18 protein-coding genes are annotated in these 20,970 nt (G+C 71.5%); 13 read left to right on the forward strand and 5 right to left on the reverse strand.

Annotated features, from left to right (window positions below):
* Positions 1-276 precede the first annotated feature (276 nt).
* Positions 277-1,278 carry a LacI family DNA-binding transcriptional regulator gene (locus tag AB0B76_RS07795; RefSeq protein WP_360371654.1) on the forward strand — a complete coding sequence of 334 codons (1,002 nt, stop codon included), beginning with the start codon at positions 277-279 and terminating at the stop codon, positions 1,276-1,278.
* A gap of 980 nt (positions 1,279-2,258) precedes the next feature.
* Here AB0B76_RS07795 and AB0B76_RS07800 read toward each other — a convergent pair.
* Entirely contained in the window at positions 2,259-2,390 is a 132-nt protein-coding gene (locus tag AB0B76_RS07800) for a hypothetical protein (protein ID WP_360371092.1), read from the reverse strand.
* 183 nt (positions 2,391-2,573) lie between these two features.
* Positions 2,574-3,668 (reverse strand): LacI family DNA-binding transcriptional regulator, encoded by a 1,095-nt coding sequence (locus tag AB0B76_RS07805; RefSeq protein ID WP_360371095.1) that lies wholly within the window; start codon positions 3,666-3,668, stop codon positions 2,574-2,576.
* A 198-nt stretch (positions 3,669-3,866) separates the two neighbouring features.
* On the opposite strand from AB0B76_RS07805, the gene AB0B76_RS07810 reads away from it, so the two are divergent.
* From AB0B76_RS07810 to araA, 7 genes are all read left to right on the forward strand, one after another.
* Positions 3,867-4,862 carry an ABC transporter substrate-binding protein gene (locus tag AB0B76_RS07810; protein WP_360371098.1) on the forward strand — a complete coding sequence of 332 codons (996 nt, stop codon included), beginning with the start codon at positions 3,867-3,869 and terminating at the stop codon, positions 4,860-4,862.
* A 16-nt stretch (positions 4,863-4,878) separates the two neighbouring features.
* Positions 4,879-6,381 (forward strand): sugar ABC transporter ATP-binding protein, encoded by a 1,503-nt coding sequence (locus tag AB0B76_RS07815; RefSeq protein WP_360371101.1) that lies wholly within the window; start codon positions 4,879-4,881, stop codon positions 6,379-6,381.
* Positions 6,378-7,403 carry an ABC transporter permease gene (locus AB0B76_RS07820; RefSeq protein WP_360371104.1) on the forward strand — a complete coding sequence of 342 codons (1,026 nt, stop codon included), beginning with the start codon at positions 6,378-6,380 and terminating at the stop codon, positions 7,401-7,403. Before AB0B76_RS07815 ends, AB0B76_RS07820 begins: the two co-directional genes overlap by 4 nt.
* Before the next feature lie 68 nt (positions 7,404-7,471).
* Positions 7,472-8,407 (forward strand): galactofuranose ABC transporter, permease protein YjfF, encoded by a 936-nt coding sequence (gene yjfF / locus AB0B76_RS07825; RefSeq protein WP_360371657.1) that lies wholly within the window; start codon positions 7,472-7,474, stop codon positions 8,405-8,407.
* On the forward strand, positions 8,404-10,017 hold the full coding sequence (gene araB / locus AB0B76_RS07830) for a ribulokinase (protein ID WP_360371107.1): 1,614 nt from the start codon (positions 8,404-8,406) through the stop codon (positions 10,015-10,017). Before yjfF ends, araB begins: the two co-directional genes overlap by 4 nt.
* Complete coding sequence (locus AB0B76_RS07835; RefSeq protein ID WP_360371110.1) at positions 10,014-10,673, forward strand: L-ribulose-5-phosphate 4-epimerase; 660 nt, start codon at positions 10,014-10,016, stop codon at positions 10,671-10,673. The genes araB and AB0B76_RS07835 overlap by 4 nt, the downstream gene beginning before the upstream one ends.
* Complete coding sequence (araA, locus tag AB0B76_RS07840) at positions 10,670-12,154, forward strand: L-arabinose isomerase (protein ID WP_360371113.1); 1,485 nt, start codon at positions 10,670-10,672, stop codon at positions 12,152-12,154. The genes AB0B76_RS07835 and araA overlap by 4 nt, the downstream gene beginning before the upstream one ends.
* A gap of 163 nt (positions 12,155-12,317) precedes the next feature.
* Here the strand turns inward: araA and AB0B76_RS07845 are convergent, their stop codons facing one another.
* Positions 12,318-13,589 (reverse strand): FAD-binding monooxygenase, encoded by a 1,272-nt coding sequence (locus AB0B76_RS07845; RefSeq protein WP_360371116.1) that lies wholly within the window; start codon positions 13,587-13,589, stop codon positions 12,318-12,320.
* Positions 13,590-14,153: 564 nt separating this feature from the next.
* Entirely contained in the window at positions 14,154-16,514 is a 2,361-nt protein-coding gene (locus AB0B76_RS07850) for a hypothetical protein (protein ID WP_360371119.1), read from the reverse strand.
* A 50-nt stretch (positions 16,515-16,564) separates the two neighbouring features.
* Between AB0B76_RS07850 and AB0B76_RS07855 the strand changes: the two genes are divergently transcribed.
* From AB0B76_RS07855 to AB0B76_RS07870, 4 genes are all read left to right on the forward strand, one after another.
* A complete protein-coding gene (locus AB0B76_RS07855; RefSeq protein ID WP_360371122.1) occupies positions 16,565-16,951 on the forward strand; it encodes a VOC family protein in 387 nt (128 codons plus the stop codon).
* A 428-nt stretch (positions 16,952-17,379) separates the two neighbouring features.
* On the forward strand, positions 17,380-18,210 hold the full coding sequence (locus AB0B76_RS07860) for a lysophospholipase (RefSeq protein WP_360371125.1): 831 nt from the start codon (positions 17,380-17,382) through the stop codon (positions 18,208-18,210).
* A gap of 36 nt (positions 18,211-18,246) precedes the next feature.
* The gene (locus tag AB0B76_RS07865; RefSeq protein WP_360371128.1) at positions 18,247-18,603 is read left to right on the forward strand and encodes a tetratricopeptide repeat protein; all 357 of its coding nucleotides are present in this window, start codon (positions 18,247-18,249) and stop codon (positions 18,601-18,603) included.
* A gap of 70 nt (positions 18,604-18,673) precedes the next feature.
* Positions 18,674-19,273, forward strand: a complete 600-nt coding sequence (locus AB0B76_RS07870) for a hypothetical protein (RefSeq protein ID WP_360371131.1) — start codon at positions 18,674-18,676, stop codon at positions 19,271-19,273.
* Between the two features lie 5 nt (positions 19,274-19,278).
* Here AB0B76_RS07870 and AB0B76_RS07875 read toward each other — a convergent pair whose 3' ends face one another.
* On the reverse strand, positions 19,279-20,490 hold the full coding sequence (locus AB0B76_RS07875; RefSeq protein WP_360371134.1) for a cytochrome P450: 1,212 nt from the start codon (positions 20,488-20,490) through the stop codon (positions 19,279-19,281).
* 66 nt (positions 20,491-20,556) lie between these two features.
* Here AB0B76_RS07875 and AB0B76_RS07880 point away from each other — a divergent pair, with 66 nt between their 5' ends.
* Positions 20,557-20,955 carry an SRPBCC family protein gene (locus AB0B76_RS07880; protein WP_360371137.1) on the forward strand — a complete coding sequence of 133 codons (399 nt, stop codon included), beginning with the start codon at positions 20,557-20,559 and terminating at the stop codon, positions 20,953-20,955.
* The last annotated feature ends 15 nt before the right edge of the window (positions 20,956-20,970 follow it).

The raw sequence follows: 20,970 nt of genomic DNA on the forward strand, positions 1-20,970 counted from the left end.
CAACCTTCTATGTACGCAGGTCAGTGTTCGGTGCTCTTGGTTGATGAACATTACATCGACGAAAACATTTCGGAGCGCCCGGCTTTGCCGGGTAATCCTGTCGTTTTGCGGGGCATTTCGTTGGGTGGTGTGGGAAGGCGGCACAGTGGATCAGCCGAACGGGCAAACCAGTGACCGGCACCACGCCATTGGTGCCACACGGGCATATCGTGGCAGCGCTAACATCAACATCGGGGGAGGGACATGCGCGCAACCAGCCATAACCGGGCCGCCGTGATGAACGACGTAGCGCGGCTCGCGGGCGTTTCACATCAGACGGTGTCGCGCGTCCTCAACGACCACCCCAGCGTCAGCCCCGCCACCCGCGAGCGGGTCCTCGAGGCCGTCCGGCAGCTGAACTACCGCCCCAACGCCATGGCCCGCGGCCTCGCCGGCCGCCGGTCCCGGGTCGTCGGCGTCGTCTCGTTCGACACCATCCTCTACGGCCCGGCCTCGACCCTGCTGGGCATCGAACGCGCCGCGCGGGCCGCCGGCTACGGCGTGAGCATCGTGACCCTCGAGCGCGTGGACCACGCGGGCATGGTCTCGGCGCTCAACGCCCTGGCCGACCAGTCCGTAGCCGGCGTCGTGGTCATCGCACCCCAGACCGCCGCGGCCGCGGCCCTGCACAACATGCCACTGGGCATGGCCGCGGTGGCCGTCGAGTCCGCCGTGGGCGGCGAGGTCCCGGCGATCTCGGTCGACCAGGTGACGGGCGCGCGCATGGCGGTACGCCACCTCATCGAGCTCGGCCACGAGAAGGTCTGGCACCTCTCGGGCCCGCGCGACTGGCTCGAGACCCACGGCCGCATCGAGGGCTGGCGCATCACGCTGGAGGAGGCGGGCCTGCCCGCGCCGACGCTCATGACGGGCGACTGGAGCGCGCGGTCCGGCTACAAGGCAGGCCTGGAACTGGCAACGCGCGACGACGTGACAGCGGTCTTCGCGGGCAACGACCAGATGGCCCTGGGCTTGATGCGCGCGTTCCACGAACGCGGCATACGCGTGCCCGACGACGTGAGCATCGTCGGCTTCGACGACATCCCCGAGGCCGAGTTCCTGTCACCGCCGCTGACCACGATCCGCCAGGACTTCGACGAGGTGGGCCGGCGATGCATCGCGGCCCTCTTGCGCGTGATCGAGGCCGACCTGCCGGAGGGCCCGGACCGCCCGTCCCCGGACCCGCGGGTAGCCCCGACCATGATCGTGCGCGCAAGCACAGCAGCGCCGCGCGCGTAGAATGACGCTGTCTTGGCTCTTGGTCACTGCGCGCATCGGGGCCTTTGCCGCTCGTGTCGGGGGGCATGATCGGTTAGGTTGCGGGGTGTACGGTGAATAGAGCGGAACGCCACCGGCCCCGGGGTCGTAACTTTCCCGGGACGGCCGCCACATCACCAAGCCGGCGCCGACAGCCACGACGTATCGACGAGCGCGAACGACGCGCGAGTCCCGGCCTGAGTCGACGTGAAACTTGCACGTCGACTCACACGCGGCACGGTCAACGGCCACGCCACGACGAACGCGCGCGACGGTCGGCCGGGCCTCAAGCCACGCGGCGTCGAACGCGTCCGATGGTCGGCCGGGCCTGAAGCCACGCCGCGTCGAACGCGTCCGATGGTCGATCGGGGCTCAAGCCACGCCGCGTCGAACGCGTCCGACGGTCGATAGGGGCTGCAACCACGCCGCAGCGAACGCGCGCGGGCCGGTCACGGTCGCGGCACGCCGTCGCGAATGTGCTGGGAAGATCGTGGCCAGGGGCCACGGCCACTCTGCGGCGCACGCGCCGGACAGCCAGCCGCGCCTCCGCCTCGGCGATCGCGCCTGCGCCTGCGCCTGCGCCACCCGGTGCCGGGCGGGGCGTGGGCGGCTGGACGGTTGCGTCTCCGATGGGCGGACGCGCGGGATGATAGGCCCGGCCACGACGAAAGCGCCAGGACGAGCATCGCCGTGACGCGCCGACCGCCCGCGACGCTCACGCGGCGCCGACCGCCGGCGACGCTCACGCTGTGGCGAACGGACTGGACGGTCGCGGTGCGGCGAACCCCCGCGGCGGTCACGGCCCCGCCGCGTTGATCGGCCTGGGACAGTCAGAGCCACGCGTTGAACGGCGTGGACGGCCAGGGGCCCGCCGCGTGAACGGCGCGCGCGGTCAGAGCCCCGCCGCGCGAAACGGCGCGCGATCAGGGTCACGCCGCGCGGAACGGCGCGCGCGATCAGGGTCACGCCGCGCGAAACGGCGCGCGATCAAGGTCACGCCGCGCGAAACGGCGCGCGATCAAGGTCACGCCGCGCGGAACGGCGCGCGCGATCAGGGTCACGCCGCGCGAAACGGCGCGCGCGATCAGGGTCACGCGCGCGGAACGGCGTGGGCGGTCAGCGCCGCGCGCGGAACGGCGTCGGCAGTCAGGGCCACTCGGCGGCGAAGGCGCGGAACGGGTTTGTCACGAAAACTGCCGCGGCGATGTCGGTGCCGAAGCGGTGTTAACCAGGGGCGGAGGCGTTCCAGCAGCCAGACCGGGCCGGGGCCCTACGAATCACGGGGCGGCGTTGGCCGAAGCGCGGACGACCAGGTGCGGCGACAGGTGTACGGGACCCGGGTCCGGTGATTGCGCGCCCGTCAGCTGTGCGACAAGCAGTTCCACGCTGCGCCGGCCCAGCTCGGCGAAGTCCTGGTGGATGGTCGTCAGCGGCGGCAGGAAGAAGCCCGACTCCGGGGTGTCGTCGAAGCCCACCACGCTCACCCGCGCCGGCACCGCGCGGCCCGCCTCGTGGAACGCGCGCAGCACGCCCAGGGCGATGTGGTCGTTGCCGCAGAAGACCGCCGTCACGCGCGTGTCGGCGGCCAGGTGCTGGCCGCGCAGGTACCCCGACCGCGCGCTCCAGTCGCCCGGCTCGATCGGCGGCACCGGCGCGCCCGCCGCGTGCAGGGTCTGGCGCCAACCGTCGATGCGGTCGCGCGCCTCGGGCCAGTCGGCCGGGCCCGGCACGTGGTGGACGGTCTCGTGGCCGAGGTCGAGGAGGTGGCTCGTCGCCATGCAGGCGCCGCGCACGTTGTCCACGCGCAGCATCGGCACGTACCCGTCGTCGGCGCCGCCCACGCCGACCGCCGGCGTGCCCAGCGGTACCTGGGTCAGCGCGTCGGCCACCGAGTTCTTCGGCGCGATCGCGATGATGCCCTCGACGGCCTGCGCGCACAGCTGCTCGACCGCGTCCAGCACGGCGTGGCGCTCCAGCGAGCGTACCGTCGCGATGCTGACGTAGTAGCCGGCCTCGCGCGCCGCCTTCTCGATGCCGTAGATCATCGACGCCGGGCCGGCCAGGGTGGTCTCGAAGCCGATCAGGCCGATGGTGCGCGAGCGGGACGTGACAAGCGTGCGCGCGGCCAGGTTGCGGCGGTAGTTGAGCACCCGCACGGCGTCGAGCACCCGTTCCCGCGTCGCCGCGCTGACGTTCGGCAGGTCGTTGAGGACCCGCGACACCGTCTGGTGCGAGACGCCGGCCAGCCGGGCCACGTCGCGCATGCCCACCTTGCGCAGCGGCGGGTCGACGGCGTCCAGGTCGGGACCGGTGCCGCTGTGCGCGACGCGACCAGGCCGGCCGCGGTCCGGCCCGATGACAGCTGCAGCCACGGAGTGTCTCCTTCCGGCAACATCTCGGTCGCCGCTACTTGACGCCCGGGATGAGAACGCTAACACTCTCGAAATACAACCGCGATGGCCAATGCATTCAGGCCACACGCGGCACCGGGTCACCGCCGAACACCCCTGGCGTGTGGCCATCTGCCTGTAGATGTGAACGTTAACGCTATCTCCGAAGGGACAGACGCAGTGCTGAAGAGATGGTCCGCTGCCGTAGTCGGCGGCGTACTCCTGCTCGGCGCGCTCGGCGCGTGCGGCGGGGAGAAGAGCGATGATGCCGGTAGCGGCACCGCTCCCAAGGGTGACAAGAAGATCGTCCTGGGCTTCGCGCAGGTCGGCGCCGAGAGTGGCTGGCGCACGGCGAACACCAAGTCGATCCAGGATGCCGCGGCCGCCGCGGGCATCGACCTGAAGTTCTCCGACGCGCAGCAGAAGCAGGAGAACCAGATCAAGGCCATCCGCAACTACATTGCGCAGAAGGTCGACGTCATCGCGTTCTCGCCGGTCGTCGAGTCCGGCTGGGACACGGTGCTCAAGGAGGCCAAGGACGCGAAGATCCCGGTCATCCTGACCGACCGCGCGGTGGACTCCAAGGACACCACGCTGTACAAGACGTTCCTCGGCTCCGACTTCGTCGTCGAGGGCAAGAAGGCCGGCGACTGGCTGGTCAACGAGTACAAGGGCAAGACCGACCCGGTGAACATCGTCGAGCTGCAGGGCACGACGGGCTCGGCCCCGGCCAACGACCGCAAGTCGGGCTTCGCCGACGCGATCAAGGGCAGCCCCAACCTGAAGATCATCGCGTCGCAGACCGGTGACTTCACGCGGGCCAAGGGCAAAGAGGTCATGGAGGCCTTCCTGAAGGCCAACCCGAAGATCGACGTGCTGTACGCGCACAACGACGACATGGCCCTGGGCGCCATCGAGGCGATCGAGGCGGCCGGCAAGAAGCCCGGCACCGACATCAAGATCATCTCGGTCGACGCGGTCAAGGACGGCATGACCGCCCTGGCCGCCGGCAAGATCAACCACATCGTCGAGTGCAGCCCGCTGCTTGGCCCTCAGCTCATGGACCTCGCCAAGAAGGTCGTCGCGGGCCAGTCGGTCGAGCCCCGCATCCTGACCGTGGAGAGCGAGTTCACGCCCGAGCAGGCCAAGGCCGCCCTCCCGGACCGCAAGTACTAAAGAGTCTGACTGAACCATGCTGACCATGACCGGCATCACCAAGCAGTTCCCGGGTGTCATGGCCCTGCAGGACGTGGACTTCCGCCTGTTGCCAGGCGAGGTCCACGCCCTCATGGGCGAGAACGGCGCCGGGAAGTCCACCCTGATCAAGGTGCTCACGGGGGTCTACAGCAACGACGCGGGCGAGATCGTCCTCGACGGCACCCCGGTGAGCTTTACCGGGCCGCTGCAGGCCACCCAGGCCGGCATCAGCACGGTCTACCAGGAGGTCAACCTCTGCCCGAACCTCTCGGTCGCCGAGAACGTCTTCATCGGCCGGGAACCCCGCACCTTCGGCCACATCCGCTGGGGCACCATGCGCAAGCGGGCGGCCGAGCTGCTGCACCGCCTCGAGCTCGACATCGACGTCTCGGCGCCGCTGTCGCAGTACTCGATCGCGGTGCAGCAGATGGTCGCCATCGCCCGCGCCATCGACGTCGAGGCCAAGGTCCTCGTCCTGGACGAGCCGACCTCCAGTCTCGACGCCGGCGAGGTCAAGCAGCTGTTCCGCATCATGCGGCAGCTCAAGGACGAGGGCATGGCGATCCTGTTCGTCTCGCACTTCCTCGACCAGGTCTACGAGATCTGCGACCGGATGACGATCCTGCGCAACGGCCGGCTGGTCGGTGAGCACGTCGTCGCCGACCTGCCGCAGCTGGAGCTGGTCAGCCTCATGATCGGCAAGGAGCTGGCCATCCTCGAGCGCCTCGAGGACCAGCCCAAGCGGCGCCTCGACAACGCCGAGGCGGTGGTCGAGGCCGAGGGGCTCGGCCGGAGCGGCTCGATCGCACCGTTCAGCCTGACGATCCACAAGGGTGAGGTCGTCGGGCTGGCGGGACTGCTCGGCTCAGGACGTACCGAAGCCGCCCGCTTGTTCTTCGGCGCTGACAAGGCCGACAGCGGCTCGCTCAGCATCGACGGCAAACCGGTCGCCATGCACGGTCCGCGCACCGCGATGGAGCACGACATCGCGTTCTGCTCCGAGAACCGCCGCACCGAGGGCCTCGTCGAGGAGCTGTCGGTGCGCGAGAACATCGTCCTGGCCATGCAGGCGGCGCGGGGCTGGTCCCGGCCGCTGTCCCGGCAGCGCAAGGACGAGCTCGTCGACAAGTACGTCAAGGCCCTCGACATCCGCCCGGCCAACCCCGACCTGCCCGTGCGGAACCTCAGCGGCGGCAACCAGCAGAAGGTGCTGCTGGCGCGCTGGCTCATCACCGAGCCGCGGCTGCTGATCCTCGACGAGCCCACCCGGGGCATCGACGTCGGGGCCAAGGCCGAGATCCAGCGGCTGGTCACCGAGCTCTCCGACGGGGGCATGGCGGTGCTGTTCATCTCCGCCGAGCTCGAGGAGGTGCTCCGGCTCAGCCACAAGATCGCGATCCTGCGCGACCGGCGGATCGTGGCCGAGCTGGCGAACACCGACGACGTCGACACGGACCGGCTCATGGCCGCAATCGCCGAGGGAGGCGGTACCGCATGAAGCGCTTCATCTGGCCGATCGCCGTGCTCGTCATCCTGCTCGTGACGAACGTCTTCTTCTCGCACACGTTCTTCAAGGTCGAGCTGCGCGGCGGGCACCTCTACGGCAGCCTCATCGACATCCTGCGCAACTCCGCGCCGCTCGCGCTGGTCGCGCTCGGCATGACGCTCGTCATCGCCACCGGCGGCATCGACCTGTCCGTCGGCGCCGTCGTCGCCATCGCGGGCGCCATCGCGTGCCTGCGCATCAGCGACCTCGGCGACCAGGGCAGCGTCGCGGGGGTACTCGGGGCGGTCGCCGTCGCCATCGTCCTCGCGCTGGTGCTCGGGGCGTGGAACGGGTTCCTCGTGGCCACGATCGGTATTCAACCGATCATCGCCACGCTGATCCTCATGGTCGCCGGGCGCGGCCTCGCCCAGCTCATCACCGACGGGCAGATCATCACGGTCAACAGCGGGCCGTACAAGATGATCGGGGCCGGCTACTGGCTGTCCCTGCCGGTGTGCGTGCTCATCGCCGCCGCGGTCATCGCGCTGGCCGCCGTGTTCGTGCGCCGCTCGGCGCTCGGCATGCTGCTGGAGGCGGTCGGCGGCAACGCCGAGGCGTCCCGGCTGGCGGGCATCAAGTCGCGGTGGCTGATCCTCAGTGTGTACGTCTTCGCCGCGGTCTGCGCCGCCGTCGCCGGGCTGATGATCAGCTCGAACGTCTCCAGCGCCGACGGCAACAACGCCGGCCTGCTCATCGAGCTCGACGCGATCCTCGCCGTGGTCATCGGCGGCACCTCGCTGTCCGGCGGCCGGTTCTCGATCGCGGGCACCGTGCTCGGCGCGGTCATCATCAAGACCCTCGACATCACCATCTATACGGTGGGTGTACCGCCAGAGGTGACGCTGCTGTTCAAGGCGATCGTCGTCATCGTCCTGTGCCTGGCGCAGTCGCCGAAGTTCCGCGCCAAGTTCCAGCGCCGGCGCCCCGCCCCGCTGACGGTGCGGACCGACGAGAAGGTGCAGGTCGGGGCATGAGCACAGTGGACAGTGTGAAGGGCCGCGACTGGCAGCAGGTCGTGGCCGCGTGGCTGCGCAAGCCCGCGATGGCGACCGGCATCCTGCTGTGCGTCATGTACGGCGCGGGCGTCGTGCGCTACGAAGGCTTCGACGACACGCAGATCGTGCTGAACGTCTTCATCGACAACGCGTTCCTGCTCGTGGTCGCGGTCGGCATGACGTTCGTGATCCTCACCGGCGGCATCGACCTGTCCGTCGGCGCGGTCGTCGCGCTCACCACGATGATCGCCGCGTCGCTGCTGGAGAAGGGCGTCAACCCGGGCGTCGTGTTCGTCGTGGTGCTCGCGGTCGGCGGCCTCATCGGCCTCGGCATGGGCGCGATCATCCACTTCTTCGACATCCAGCCGTTCATCGCGACCCTCGCCGGCATGTTCCTGGCCCGCGGGACCTGCTACGTCATCAGCACGGACTCGATCCCGATCACGAACGAGTTCTGGAACGAGATCGCCTCCGACAAGGTGCGCTTCGGCGGCTTCCACGTCTCCTGGAGCGTCGTCATCGCCTTGCTGGTCGTCGTGGTGGCCGCCTACGTCCTGGCGTACACGCGCTTCGGCCGTAACGTGTACGCCCTGGGCGGCAACCAGCAGTCGGCGCTGCTGATGGGTCTTCCCGTCGGGCGTACCCGGATCGGCGTCTACACCATCAGCGGGTTGTGCTCCGCGCTCGGCGGCGTACTGCTGACGTTCTACACGCCATCGGGCTACGGCCTCAACGCGCTGGGCATGGAACTCGACGCGATCGCGGCCGTCGTCATCGGGGGCACGGTGCTCACCGGCGGGTCCGGCTACGTGCTCGGCACCGTCCTGGGCATCGGCGTCCTCGGGCTCATCCAGAGCATCATCACGTTCCAGGGCACCCTCAGCTCGTGGTGGACCAAGATTTTCATCGGTGCGCTGCTGTTCGTCTTCATCGTGCTGCAGCGGACGGTGACCAGGAAACAGACCGCACGGAGTAGCAGATGACCCAGTACGTAGTCGGCGTCGACTTCGGCACCCTGTCCGGGCGCGCCCTCGTCGTCCGGACGGATGACGGGGCCGAGGTCGCCACGGCCGTCCACGAGTACCGGCACGGCGCCGTCGAGCGCACCCTACCGGCGACCGGGGACCCCCTCCCTCCACATTGGGCACTGCAGATACCGTCGGACTGGATCGACGTGCTGCGCACCGCGGTACCGCAGGCGGTGGCCGCGGCCGGCATCGACCCGGGCGACGTCGTCGGCATCGCGACCGACTTCACCGCGTGCACGTTCCTGCCCGTGCTCGCCGACGGCACCCCGCTGTGCGAGGTGCTGCCGGCGGACCGGCACGCCTATCCGAAGCTGTGGAAGCACCACGCCGCACAGGGTCAGGCCGACCGGATCAACGAGCTCGCCCATTCCCGGCAGGAGCCCTGGATTTCGCGGTACGGCGGGAAGCTCTCCTCGGAGTGGCAGCTGGCCAAGGCGTTGCAGGTGCTGGAGGAGGCGCCGGACGTCTACGCACGGGCCGAGCGCTTCATCGAGGCGGCCGACTGGATCGTCTGGCAGCTGGCCGGCGTGGAGACGCGTATGGTCGGCCTGGCCGGGTACAAGGGCGTCTACCAGGACGGCTCCTACCCGTCGAAGGCGTTCCTGGAGGCGCTCGACCCGGGCTTCGGCGACTGGGTGTCCAAGGTGGACGGACCGCTCGCCCCGCTCGGCGGGCGGGCCGGCGGGCTCACCGAGCAGGCGGCGGCCTGGACCGGGCTGCCGGCCGGGATCGCCGTCGCGGTGGGCAACGTCGACGCGCACGTGACCGCGCCGGCCGCCAAGGCGGTCGAGCCGGGGCAGCTCGTGGCCATCATGGGCACCTCGACCTGCCACGTGATGAGCGGCGCCGAGCTGCGCGAGGTGCCGGGCATGTGCGGCGTCGTGCAGGACGGCATCATCCCGGGCCTGTGGGGCTTCGAGGCCGGCCAGTCCGGCGTCGGCGACATTTTCGGCTGGTACGTCGAGACGCTGCTCTCGGGCGGCCTGTCCCACGACGAGCTCACCGAGCGCGCCGCGGCCCAGAAGCCCGGCGAGCACGGCCTCGTCGCGCTGGACTGGCACAACGGCAACCGGTCGGTCCTCGTCGACCACGGCCTGTCCGGCGTCATCGTGGGCCAGACGCTGCACACCCGGCCGGAGGACGTGTACCGCGCCCTCGTCGAGGCGACCGCCTTCGGCACCCGGACCATCGTCGAGACGCTCGAGTCCTCGGGCGTTCCGGTCGTCGAGTTCATCGCCGCGGGCGGCCTGCTGCGCAACCGTTTCCTGATGCAGATCTACGCCGACGTCCTGCGCCGGCCGATCTCGATCATCGGCTCGGAGCAGGGCCCCGCGCTCGGTTCGGCGATGCACGCCGCGGTCGCCGCGGGCGTCTACCCCGACATCCGGGCCGCGGCCGAGGCGATGGGCAAGGTCTCGCGCGCGGTCTATGTTCCGGACTCCGCGGCGGCGGACGTCTACGACCGGCTCTACGCCGAGTACGTGACTCTGCACGACTACTTTGGAAGGGGTACCAACGACGTGCTGCACCGGCTGCGGACGCTGCGGGAAGAGGTCGCCCGGTGATCCGGCGTCTTCGTGATGAGGTGTGCGCCCTGCACGCCGAGCTCACCCGCTGGGGCCTGGTGACGTGGACCGCGGGGAACGTCTCGGCCCGGGTGCCGGGCGAGGAGCTGCTCGTCATCAAGCCCTCCGGCGTCTCCTACGACGAGCTGACCCCGGACGACATGGTCGTCGCCGACTTTTCGGGCAAGCTCGTCGACGGGCGCCACGCGCCGTCGTCGGACACGGAGGCGCACGGGTACGTCTACGCCCACATGCCCGAGGTCGGCGGGGTCGTGCACACGCACAGCCCGTACGCGACCGCCTGGGCCGCCCGCGGCGAGCCGATCCCGTGCTCGATCACGGCGATGGGCGACGAGTTCGGCGGGGACATCCCGATCGGGCCGTTCGCGCTCATCGGCTCCGACGCGATCGGCCGGGGCATCGTCGAGACCCTCCGGGGGCACCGCTCGCCCGCGGTCCTGATGCGCCAGCACGGGCCGTTCACCATCGGCAAGACCGCCAAGGCCGCCGTCAAGGCGGCCGTCATGTGCGAGGACGTGGCCCGCACCATGCACCTCGCCCGTCAGCTCGGTCCCGTGGAGCGGCTGCCCGCCGAGGCCGTCGACTCCCTGTTCGACCGATACCAGAACGTTTACGGCCAGAAGGGCGCACGATGACGACGCACGAAATTTGGTTCCTCACCGGTAGCCAGGGGCTCTACGGACCGGAGACCCTGGAGCAGGTGGCGTCGCAGTCGCGCCAGATCGCCGCGACCCTCGACGAGTCGCCGGCCGTGGGCCCGCGCGTGGTGTGGAAGCCGGTGCTCACCTCGGCCGGCGACATCCTGCGGGTGTGCCTCGAGGCCGGCGCCGACCCGAACGTGGTCGGCGTCGTCGCCTGGATGCACACGTTCTCCCCGGCCAAGATGTGGATCGCCGGCCTCGACGCGCTGCGCACCCCGCTGCTGCACCTGCACACGCAGGCCAACGTCGAGCTGCCGTGGTCCGACATCGACATGGACTTCATGAACCTCAACCAGGCCGCGCACGGCGACCGCGAGTTCGGGTACATCCAGTCCCGCCTCGGCGTCCCCCGCAAGACGGTGGCCGGGCACGTGTCCGACCCGCGCGTGGCCCAGCGCATCGGCGCCTGGGCCCGGGCCGCGGCCGGCTACGCCGAGATGCGCTCGCTCAAGCTCGTCCGCTTCGGCGACAACATGCGCGACGTGGCCGTGACCGAGGGCGACAAGGTCGAGGCCCAGCTGCGCTTCGGTGTCTCGGTGAACACCTACGGCGTCAACGACCTCGTGGAGGCCGTCGACGCGTCGCTGGACGCCGACGTCGACCGGCTCGTGAAGGAGTACGCCGACACCTACCGCGTGGCTTCGGCCCTGCTGGGGGAGCGGGCCGACGCGCTGCGGTACGCCGCCCGCATCGAGCTGGGCCTGCGCTCGTTCCTCGAGGCCGGCGGGTACAAGGCGTTCACGACGAACTTCGAGGACCTCGGCGGCCTGCGGCAGCTGCCGGGCCTGGCCGTGCAGCGGCTCATGGCCGACGGCTACGGCTTCGGCGGCGAGGGCGACTGGAAGACCTCCGTGCTCGTGCGCACCCTCAAGGCGATGGCCCCGGGGGGCGGGACGTCGTTCATGGAGGACTACACGTACGACCTCACGCCCGGCCAGGAGGTCATCCTCGGCGCCCACATGCTCGAGGTCTGCCCGTCGATCGCGGCCGGCACCCCGTCGTGCGAGATCCACCCGCTCGGCATCGGCGGCCGCGAGGACCCGGTCCGCCTGGTCTTCGACGCCGCGCCCGGCCCGGCGGTCGTGCTCGGCCTGGCCGACCTGGGGGAGCGGTTCCGCCTCGTGGCGAACGAGATCGAGGTCGTCCCGCCGTCGGCCCCGCTGCCGAAGCTGCCGGTGGCCCGCGCGGTGTGGAAGCCGGCCCCGGACCTCGCGACCTCGGCCGAGTCCTGGCTGACCGCCGGGGGCCCGCACCACACGGTGCTGTCGCAGGCGGTCGGGGTGGAGGAGCTGCACGACCTCGCGGAGATGGTGGGCACGGAGCTGCTGGTCATCGACCAGGACACCACGGCGCGGCAGTTCGCCAAGGAGGTCCGCTGGAACGCGGCCTACTACCGGCTGGCGCGCGGCTTCTGAGCCCTGCTGCTCGTTGCGCGGCCGGCGTCCCGTTATCGGACGCCGGCCGCTTTGCTTTCTGCGTACACGGTCGTGCCTGCCCGTCTCGCGCGAAGCGCGGTAGCGGGCCGGCGGCGTGCTGTTCCCTGCTCTCGCTTTGTGTTTTCTGTTTCTCGCGTGATCGCTAGGCGGTCGTCTGCTCTTCCGGCGGTCGCTGCCTTGCTTGCAGACGCTGCGCGATCCAGGGCGCGCCGAGCGCCGACGGCGGGTCGACGAGCGACGTCACCCGGATGAACGCCTCGGCCAGGTCGGCGTCCTCGACCGCGGCCAGCTGCAGCGCCCGGACCATCGCCGCCGGCCCAGTCGGGGGTGCGCCGTCGAGGGCCAGGTCCGCGCCGACGGCCAGGGTCCACGGCGCATCCTGCAGCCGGGCCTGCCCGGCGTGGAAGCGCCGCGGGTCGTCATCCTCGCGCAGCAGCTCGGCCGACATCGCCGCCACCGACATGCCCTGCCCGTACACGGGGTTGAACGCACACGCCGCGTCACCGATCACGACGACGCCCGGCGGGAGCTCGGCCTGGTCGTACCGGTGCCGCACGTACGCGGGAAAATGGAACGGAACCGCGTCGCCGACCGGCCGCCCCTCGGCGATGACCTTGGCGGTGTCGGCGACGGCGAGCGTGTCGGCGTAGGCCGCGAACCCGGCCGGATCGCCCGGGGGCCGCTCCCCGTGCACCCCGGCGAGCGTCACCAGGACGCGGCCGCCCTCGAGCCGCTGCATCACCGAGCTGCGCCGCTGCCCCGGGTACCGCGCGGTGACGACCACGAGGGCGTCGCCGAGCAGGTCGCCCTCGAACACGCGCGAGGCGTACCGCACGTCGATCAGCACCTCGTCCCGCGGCGCCGCCGCCCCGCCGAGCGCGGCGAGCCACTGCGGCATACGCGAGCCGCGCCCGGTGGCGTCGACGACGAGCGTCGCCGGCACGACCCGCGAGCCCTGCCCGTGCCGCCCGGTGATGCGCACGGCCCGGCCCGTGGCGAAACCGACAATGTCGTGACCGTCGGTGATGGTGACGTTCGGCAGCTCCCGGACCGCGGCCCGGATCGTGGCCTCGATGAGCGCCCGGCTGGCGGTGATCGCGGCGAGGCCGATGTCCCGCCGGCGCAAGGTCCGGCCGTTGAGGTGCCAGCGCGCGTTGCCGAGCACGTCGCCGCGCATCCCGCCGGCCGCCTCGAGCCGCTCGGTGATTCCGGGCAGCAGGCCTTCGATCGCCTGCAGCCCGCGGGGCAGCATCGCGTGCACGTGCCGCCCTTGGGGCGCCCCCCGCCGCGCCTGCGGCCCGGCCGGGAGAATGTCCCGCTCAATGATCTCGATGGTGTCGTACCGCGGCGCGAGTGCGGCCGCCGCGAGGAGCCCGGCGACGCTGCCGCCGAGGACGACTGCGTTGTGCTTCATGCACGCAGCGTGCAGCGCCGCACCGGCGCCGTCTGCGTACAAGTACGGCCTGCTGGAGCCGCCTATCCGTCACTACTGCGCCGCGCTGGTGCCATGGCGCGCGAGCGATACCGGATATCGGATGCCGGTCGCCGGCCGCCCGTCCGTAACGACGGCGCCGCGTCCGCGCCGTTGTGCGCGGGCGATGCCTGACGCGGGGACGACGGATCCCGCGTGCACGTCGCCGGTCGGCTGTCCGTCACCGCGGCGCCGTTGTGCATTGGCGATACCGGTCGGACGGCGTCCGGATGCTCCGCGCGTTGCCGCACCGGCCCGCGGCGCGTTGCCGCACCGGCCCGCGGCGCGTTGCCGCACCGGCCCGCGGCGAGATGTCGTCGCCGGCACCGCGACGGCTCCCAGGGCCGGGAGACGGGGTTGCCGCCCGGACCGGACGCGGCCCGGCCGGCCTCGTCCTCGATCGCCGGCCGTGGGACCCCGAGCGGTGATCGCACCGTAATCGCGGGAAGGGTGGCGAATTATCGTCGGGGGATTGCCGATAATCGTAATTCGATAATCCGGCGGGCCTCAGCCCTCGCCCATCTCGGCGACCTCCGTGATCCAGGTGCGGGACGCGGTCGGGAGGGGGGAGGCGCCCTTCGCGTACGTGGCGATGCCCGTCATCAGGCCCGGCCACAGCGAACCTCGCCACCGCCCGCCGAACGGCTGCAGCAGCACCAGCCGGCGGCCGTTCCACCAGCCGTGGGTCTCGGTGCCGGCGGCGCCCCGGACGGTCACGTGCGTGTCGGGGAAGTCGCGCAGCAGGTCCAGGACGAGCAGCGCCGTGCGCCGCGGGTCCTTCGAGGTGTCGACCAGCACGCCGCCCGCGTCGGAGCGCTGCACGGTACCGATCGACTCCGGAATCGCGTCGACCGCGTCGTCGAACGCGGAGCGCACGAGCAGCTCCCCGGCGTCGGCGGCGATGTCCTCGGCGCGGAACTCGGGGCCGAGGACGTCGCCGGCCAGGCCGTTCGCGTAGCGCGCGACGATCTCGGCGGGCGGGGCCTCGTCCAGGCGGACCTGGGCGCGCAGCTCCTCGAAGCCGCCGAGCGGTGACAGGAGGTGACCGTGATGTACCGCCGCGATGCCGACCGTGGCGAGCGCGGCCTGCTCCGCGGCGAACGCCTCGTCGTCGGCCGCGACGAGCGAGTCGAGGCCGGCCGCCACCAGCGGCGTCCAGTCCTGGGGCGCGGGCCACAGGCCGGCCGCGGCGAGCACGAGCACGATGCGGAACGCGGCCAGCCGGGCCGGCAGCGGCCAGCCCGCGGCCGCCCCGCCGAGGCGCAGCACCTGCTGGCGCAGGCGCTCGATCTGGCCGGCGTCCATGCCCATGACCGCGATCCCGAGCTCGTCGGCGGCGTCCACCGCGGCGCGCCCGAAGGCGAAGTCGAGCAGCGCGGGGCCGACGATGCCGCGCAGCCGCTCCTCCTCGGCGGCGCGGCGCTCGGCGACGGGCACGCCGTGGCGCGGGGTGCGCCCGGAGGCGAGCTGGGCGACGGCGGCGAAGAGCGCCTCGAGGTCCGCGGCGTCGCCGAACACGCTCGCCAGCTCGCGGAACTCCAGCGGCGACGCGTGGCTGTAGCGGGTCACGGCCACGGCGACGTCGTTCACGACGGCGGTGCCCAGCTGCGTACCGTCCGCGGCCCGGACCTGCGCCGAGCGGCCGCCGAGCCGCACGTCCTCCGCCACGTACGTGTGCAACCGCTCCTCCGCCCCGCTCCACGGCAGCTTCACCGACGTCTCGCCGGCGGTCACCAAGAGCCCGTCGGGCGCCGTCGAGCCGGCCGCGACCAGGCTCGCCTCGATCCGGTCGGCGTGCACACGCACCGCGAGCACGCGGGTCGTGGCGGGCGGCACCGGCTCCGGGGTACGGACGGCGAGCGAACCATCGCCGAGAGTGATGTCGCGCGTCTCCAGCTCGTCCAGCAGCGACGCGGTCACCTCCTGCAGCAGGGCCAGCTCGCAGTTGCCGCCCGGGTCGGCCGCCGTCACCAGCAGTGACTCGGGCGTGCACTCCAGGCCGCCGGTGACGAGCACGCCGGCGTCGCCGGTCCACCACTCGACGAGCCCGGCGCCGCGGTACCGTCCGTCCGCCGGAGTCTGCACGAGCACCTCGCCGGTCTCGTCGAACCCGCCGACCTCGTCGAGCGCGCCGGTCAGCCCGGCCACGTCGCTGCGGACCCCGGACGGCACCAGCAGGCTCACCTGCAACGCGCGCACCGCGCGGGCGATCTCGCCGAACGCCCGCCCGGCCGGGTCGAACGCGTTCGTGGCGACCCCGAGCCGGTCGGCGCCCGCCGCGAACGGCAGCTGCTCCACGATCGGCACCTGGTCGTTGACCAGCAGGAGCGGCTCGTCGGGCTCGGCCGCGTGCGGGCGGGCGCTCAGCAGCGCCGCGACCGCCTCGAGGCGCTCCACGCCCAGGGCCTCGATCCACAGCAGGCCGGGCAGGCGCCGCAGCCAGTCCGCGAGGTCGGTGATCAGTGTCGGTACCGTCGCGCCGTCCGCCGTCAGGTGCGTCCACACCTCCGCGTCGCGCCCCCAGCCGCCGGGCGTGGCGTCGCCGGAGCCGATCGACACCGTGGCCGCGTCCGGTGACGCCGCGATCACCACGCGTGCCCGGAAGGCGCCTCCGGAGCGGGGCAGGACGGGGATGGGCAGGACATCGCGTACCGCGGCCGAGCCGTCACCCACCGTAGCGCCGGCGCGCGCGTCGTACAGCACAGTGGTGCGGGCGCCGGCCGCCCGGGCCTCGCGCAGGCAGGCCTCGGCGAACCCGAGGTCGGCCGCGCCGGTCAGGACCAGCACCTCTTCGGCGCCGCTCAGCAGTGGTGCGGGCGTCTGCGGGCGGTCGGCCGGGGCCGTCCACGCCGGGCCAGCTGTCAGCAACCTTCGGCTCCTCTCGGCGGCAACACCGTTGTCACATATACCTTGACGCAATGACCGTCCGCATCAGGCACATCACGATCGACTGCGCCGATCCGTACCGCTTGTCCCTCTTCTGGAGTGCGATTACCGGCTACGAGGAACAACCCAACGACCCCAACCTGCCCACGCATGATCAGGCGCTCATCCTTGCCCCAGACGGCTCCGCCGGCTTGCTGTTCATCCGCGTCCCCGAGCCCAAGAGCGTGAAGAACCGCATCCACTTCGATGTCCAGCCGCTGGATGCGACCCGCGACGAGGAGGTGGAGCGGGTGCTTGCCCTGGGCGCCTCTCGTATCGGTGATTTCAGACGTCCAGACGGTACCGGCTGGGTCGTGCTCACCGATCCCGAGGGCAACGAGTTCTGCATCGAGAGATCGGCCGCCGAGCGCACAGAGTGAGATGTTCGTGACCCACGGCGGACATCGGTAGGGGTCGGGAGCGCGGGGGACGGCGAAACGGGTCGCGCCCGTGCTCACCGGGGCGAAACCGGCCCGCTCGCACACTGGCGGCCATGGGCGTGACCGTGACCGTGGCCGCGCCGGCCGGCCGCGCCTCCGACAAAACCGCCCGCGCCGGGGCGGCCGACCCGAGCCCGGCGGGCGACGTGGACCCGACCCGGCGAAGCGCACGGCCGCCAAGGGGACGTTCGCGCCCTGTTCGTCGGCCTGGGCGCGGTGGCCCTCCTGGCCGCCCTCCATCCGGCCCGCCGGGCGGCTCGCCTCACGCCGGCGGAGGCGCCGGCGACAACGTGACGGGCGGTGGCCAGTTTGTCACGAACGCCGCGGGGCTCCTTGCGGAGCGCGGGCGTGCGGCGGACCATGCAGCCATGCAGCGTGAAGAGCTCGCTCTCACCGGTGGCGGCGGCGTCCGGATCGTCTACGACGTGTGGCGGCCCGAGGCCGGCACGACCGGGGTCGTGGTGCTCTCGCACGGGATGGGAGAGCACGCCCGGCGGTACGACCACGTGGTGCGGCGGCTCGGTGACATCGGGCTCGCCGTGTACGCGCCCGATCATCGCGGGCACGGACGTTCCGAGGGTAAACGGTTGCTGGCGCGGAGCATCAGCGAGTACACCCGGGATCTGGATCTGCTCTTCACGCAGGTGCGGGAGCGTCATCCGGGGCAGGTGCCGTTCCTGATCGGGCACAGCATGGGGGCCATGATCGCGCTCGCGTACGCGCTTGATCACCAGGCCGGCCTGCGCGCGCTGGTGCTGTCCGGCACGCCGGTCGTGCCCGGCAAGGGTATTCCGAAGCCCGCCATCGCGGTCGCGAAGGTGCTCGGCCGCATCGCGCCGGGCGCGCCGGTGCAGTCGCTGCCGTCGAAGCTGATCTCGAAGGACCCGGCGGTGGTGGCGAAGTACGACGCGGACCCGCTCGTGCACCACGGCAAGGTCCCGGCCGGCCTCGGCGGCGCGATGCTCACGCAGATGACCGTGTTCCAGCGCCGCCTGCCCGAGCTCACGCTGCCCACGCTGGTGCTGCATGGCTCCGAGGACGGCCTGGTCGACGCCGAGTCGAGCCGCCTGATCGCGGCGCGCGCCGGCTCGTCCGACCTGACCCTGCACATCTACGAGGGCCTGCACCACGAGGTGTACAACGAGCCGGAGCAGGAGCGCGTGCTCGACGACCTGATCGGGTGGTTGAAGGCGCACTAGGAATCAATCGGTACCCGCCGTGCGTTGTGGATACCCATGAACGACGTGATCGCCGAGTACCGCAGGGGAGTCCTCTACTTCGACGCCGGTGACCCCATCGAGGCCGCCAAGATCCTGTCCAGCGTGCTGGACGAGGAGCCCGGCAACGCCGAGGTGCGGCTGTGGCTGGCCCGTGCGTACTTCGCCTCCGCGCAGCTCAACCGCGCCGAGACGCACCTGCGCACGCTGGTCGACCGCGACCCGAGCGACCACTACGCCTGCCACCTGCTGGGCCGCACGCTCGAACGCCAGAACCGCCCCCGGGAGGCCCTGCCGTTCCTGCGCCTGGCCGCGGCGATGTCCGCCGTTCCCGACTATTCGGTGGCGGTACAGCGGGTGGCCGGCACGATCTGATCCCGGGTCGGCGAATTGATGCCGACCCGGGGGCAGCGCTCCGCCCGTTGATCGCCTACGGTGGCCACTCGTGAGGCACTATCCGTGGGGCGCGTTGATCAAGGGCATCTGGCGGACGCTGGTGGCCCTGGTCCTGACGACCGCGTTCGTCATCGTGACCGGCATCCTGGCCGGCGGTCCCAGCTTCACCTGGCTGGCGGTCGGCCTGGCCCTGTCGCTGTTCGCGGCCGTGCCCGGATACCTCCTCTACCGCCTCGGCGCCCCCGACCATTCGGCCGGCAACCGCGTGGTGATGCTGCTGGTCCTGACGTTCGCGTCGGTCCTGGGGGCGCTGCTGGTCCTGCCGGCGTACATGTCCCGCGAGGGCGTCCCCACCGACGCCCAGGTGACCCACGTCGTGCGCGCCGTGAGCAAGGTCTCGGAGAAGCGCTTCCCGGCCTACCAGGTCGCCGACCGCACGACGGGCGAGAACCTGGGCCGGCTGCGGTTCCTCAGCACGGAGCCGAAGGTCGGCGACACGGTACGCGTCCGCAAGGACCCCCGCGGCTGGTTCAACGTCACGATCGCCGACCCGACGGGCCGCTTCACCAAGCTGGCCGCCCTGGTGGTGGCGGTGCTGGGCCTCTCGGCGTTCTTCCTGGGCGCCGGCGGCCACATGCCCGACGACTGAACTTCCTACAGCGTTACCGGCAGCGCACTCGGCCCGTGGATCAGCACGCCCGTCCGCCACGCCACCTCCGCGGGCGAAACCGCCAGCCGCATGTCCGGGAACGCCGTCAGCAGGTCCGTGAAGGCGATCTGCGCCTCCAGCCGCGCGAGCGGCGCCCCGAGGCAGTAGTGGATCCCGTACCCGAACGCCAGATGCTGGTTGTCGGCCCGATCCAGGTCGAACGCGTCCGGGTTCGGGAAGCGCTCCGGGTCCCGGTCCGCCGCCAGCAGCGAGATGGCCACCATCGCCCCGGCCGGAATCGTCACATCGCCATACGTGACCGCCTCGGTGGCGGTCCGTGACGTGGCCGTCTCCACGGGGCTCTCCAGCCGCAGGAGCTCCTCGACCGCGGCCGGCACCAGCGACGGGTCCTTCCGCAGCCGCTGGTACGCCTCCGGCTGGGTCAGCAGCGTGTACATCCCGTTGCCGATCAGGTTCACCGTCGTCTCGTGCCCGGCGAGCAGCAGCAGGAACGCCATCGACGTCAGCTCGTCCTCGCTGAACCGGTCGCCCTCGTCCCTGGTCGCGATGAGCGCGCTGAGCAGGTCACCGGCCGGAGCCGACCGCTTGCGCTCGATGAGCCCCAGCAGGTAGCCGACGAACGCGGCGGCCGCCTCGGGAACCCCGGGCCCGCCCGCCGACGCCGACACCATCACGCCGGTCCAGCGCCGGAAGTCGGCCTGGTCCTCGATCGGCACCCCGAGCAGTTCGCAGATGACCTGGATCGGGAGGTGTACCGCGTAATCCTCGACCAGTTCCGCGGCGCCGCCCTTGCCGCTCTGTTCCGCGGTGCCGCCCTTCGCGCGCAGCGACTCGATCAGGGCGGCGCTGAGCTCACCGACCCGCGGGCGCAGCTCCTCGACCCGGCGGGCCGTGAACACCTTCGACACCAGCCGCCGCAACCGGGTGTGATCGGGCGGGTCGTTCGCGAGCAGATGCCTGGTCAGCGGCGTACTCACCGGCCGCGCGAGCTGCCGGGCGTTGTCGCCGGCGCCCTGGCGCTTCGACAGCCGCGGGTCGGCCAGCGCCACCTTGCAGTCCGCGTACCGCGTGATGAGCCAGACCTCGATGCCGTTCGGCAGCGTCACCGGGTGCACCGGTGCTTCCTGCCGCAGCTGCGCGTACACGGGATGGGGATTGTTCCAGAATTCCTGTGTGAACTGCATCGGCACCGTCACACATCAACGGTAACCAATCAGCGGGGCGGCCGGAATCGCTGACCCGATCGTGGCAGGATGGCGGGCGTGGCGAGCGAGTCGATACACATCAGTGTGCACATCGCGCGGCCCCCGGCCGAGGTCTACGAGTACGCCGCCGACCCGGCCCGCCTCCCGGAGTGGGCGCCCGGCCTGTGCAGCGCCGTGGAGCGCGACGGCGACCGCTGGTACGCGATCTCCGGCGACGACCGCATCGAGCTCACCTTCCCCCCGGACAACCCGTTCGGCGTCCTCGACCACACCGTCCACCTCCCCACCGGCGAGGTGTTCCACAACCCGCTGCGCGTCGTCCCGCACGACGACGGCAGCGAGCTCGTCTTCACGCTGCGCCGGCAGGCCGGCATGTCGGACGCCGACTTCGCCCGCGACAGCGGCCTGGTCCGGGCCGACCTGGAGGCGCTGAAGCGCATCGTCGAGGCGCGCTGACCGGGCATCGCCATT

Source organism: Dactylosporangium sp. NPDC049140 (genome assembly GCF_040648435.1).

Excerpts from the sequence above, each read along its gene's own strand:
- AB0B76_RS07845 (WP_360371116.1), bottom strand. The coding sequence starts at position 13,589 with ATGAAGCACAACGCAGTCGTCCTCGGCGGCAGCGTCGCCGGGCTCCTC.
- AB0B76_RS07795 (WP_360371654.1), top strand. The coding sequence starts at position 277 with ATGAACGACGTAGCGCGGCTCGCGGGCGTTTCACATCAGACGGTGTCG.
- yjfF (WP_360371657.1), top strand. The coding sequence starts at position 7,472 with ATGGCGACCGGCATCCTGCTGTGCGTCATGTACGGCGCGGGCGTCGTG.
- AB0B76_RS07855 (WP_360371122.1), top strand. The coding sequence starts at position 16,565 with ATGACCGTCCGCATCAGGCACATCACGATCGACTGCGCCGATCCGTAC.
- AB0B76_RS07815 (WP_360371101.1), top strand. The coding sequence starts at position 4,879 with ATGCTGACCATGACCGGCATCACCAAGCAGTTCCCGGGTGTCATGGCC.
- AB0B76_RS07860 (WP_360371125.1), top strand. The coding sequence starts at position 17,380 with ATGCAGCGTGAAGAGCTCGCTCTCACCGGTGGCGGCGGCGTCCGGATC.
- AB0B76_RS07865 (WP_360371128.1), top strand. The coding sequence starts at position 18,247 with ATGAACGACGTGATCGCCGAGTACCGCAGGGGAGTCCTCTACTTCGAC.
- araB (WP_360371107.1), top strand. The coding sequence starts at position 8,404 with ATGACCCAGTACGTAGTCGGCGTCGACTTCGGCACCCTGTCCGGGCGC.
- AB0B76_RS07820 (WP_360371104.1), top strand. The coding sequence starts at position 6,378 with ATGAAGCGCTTCATCTGGCCGATCGCCGTGCTCGTCATCCTGCTCGTG.
- araA (WP_360371113.1), top strand. The coding sequence starts at position 10,670 with ATGACGACGCACGAAATTTGGTTCCTCACCGGTAGCCAGGGGCTCTAC.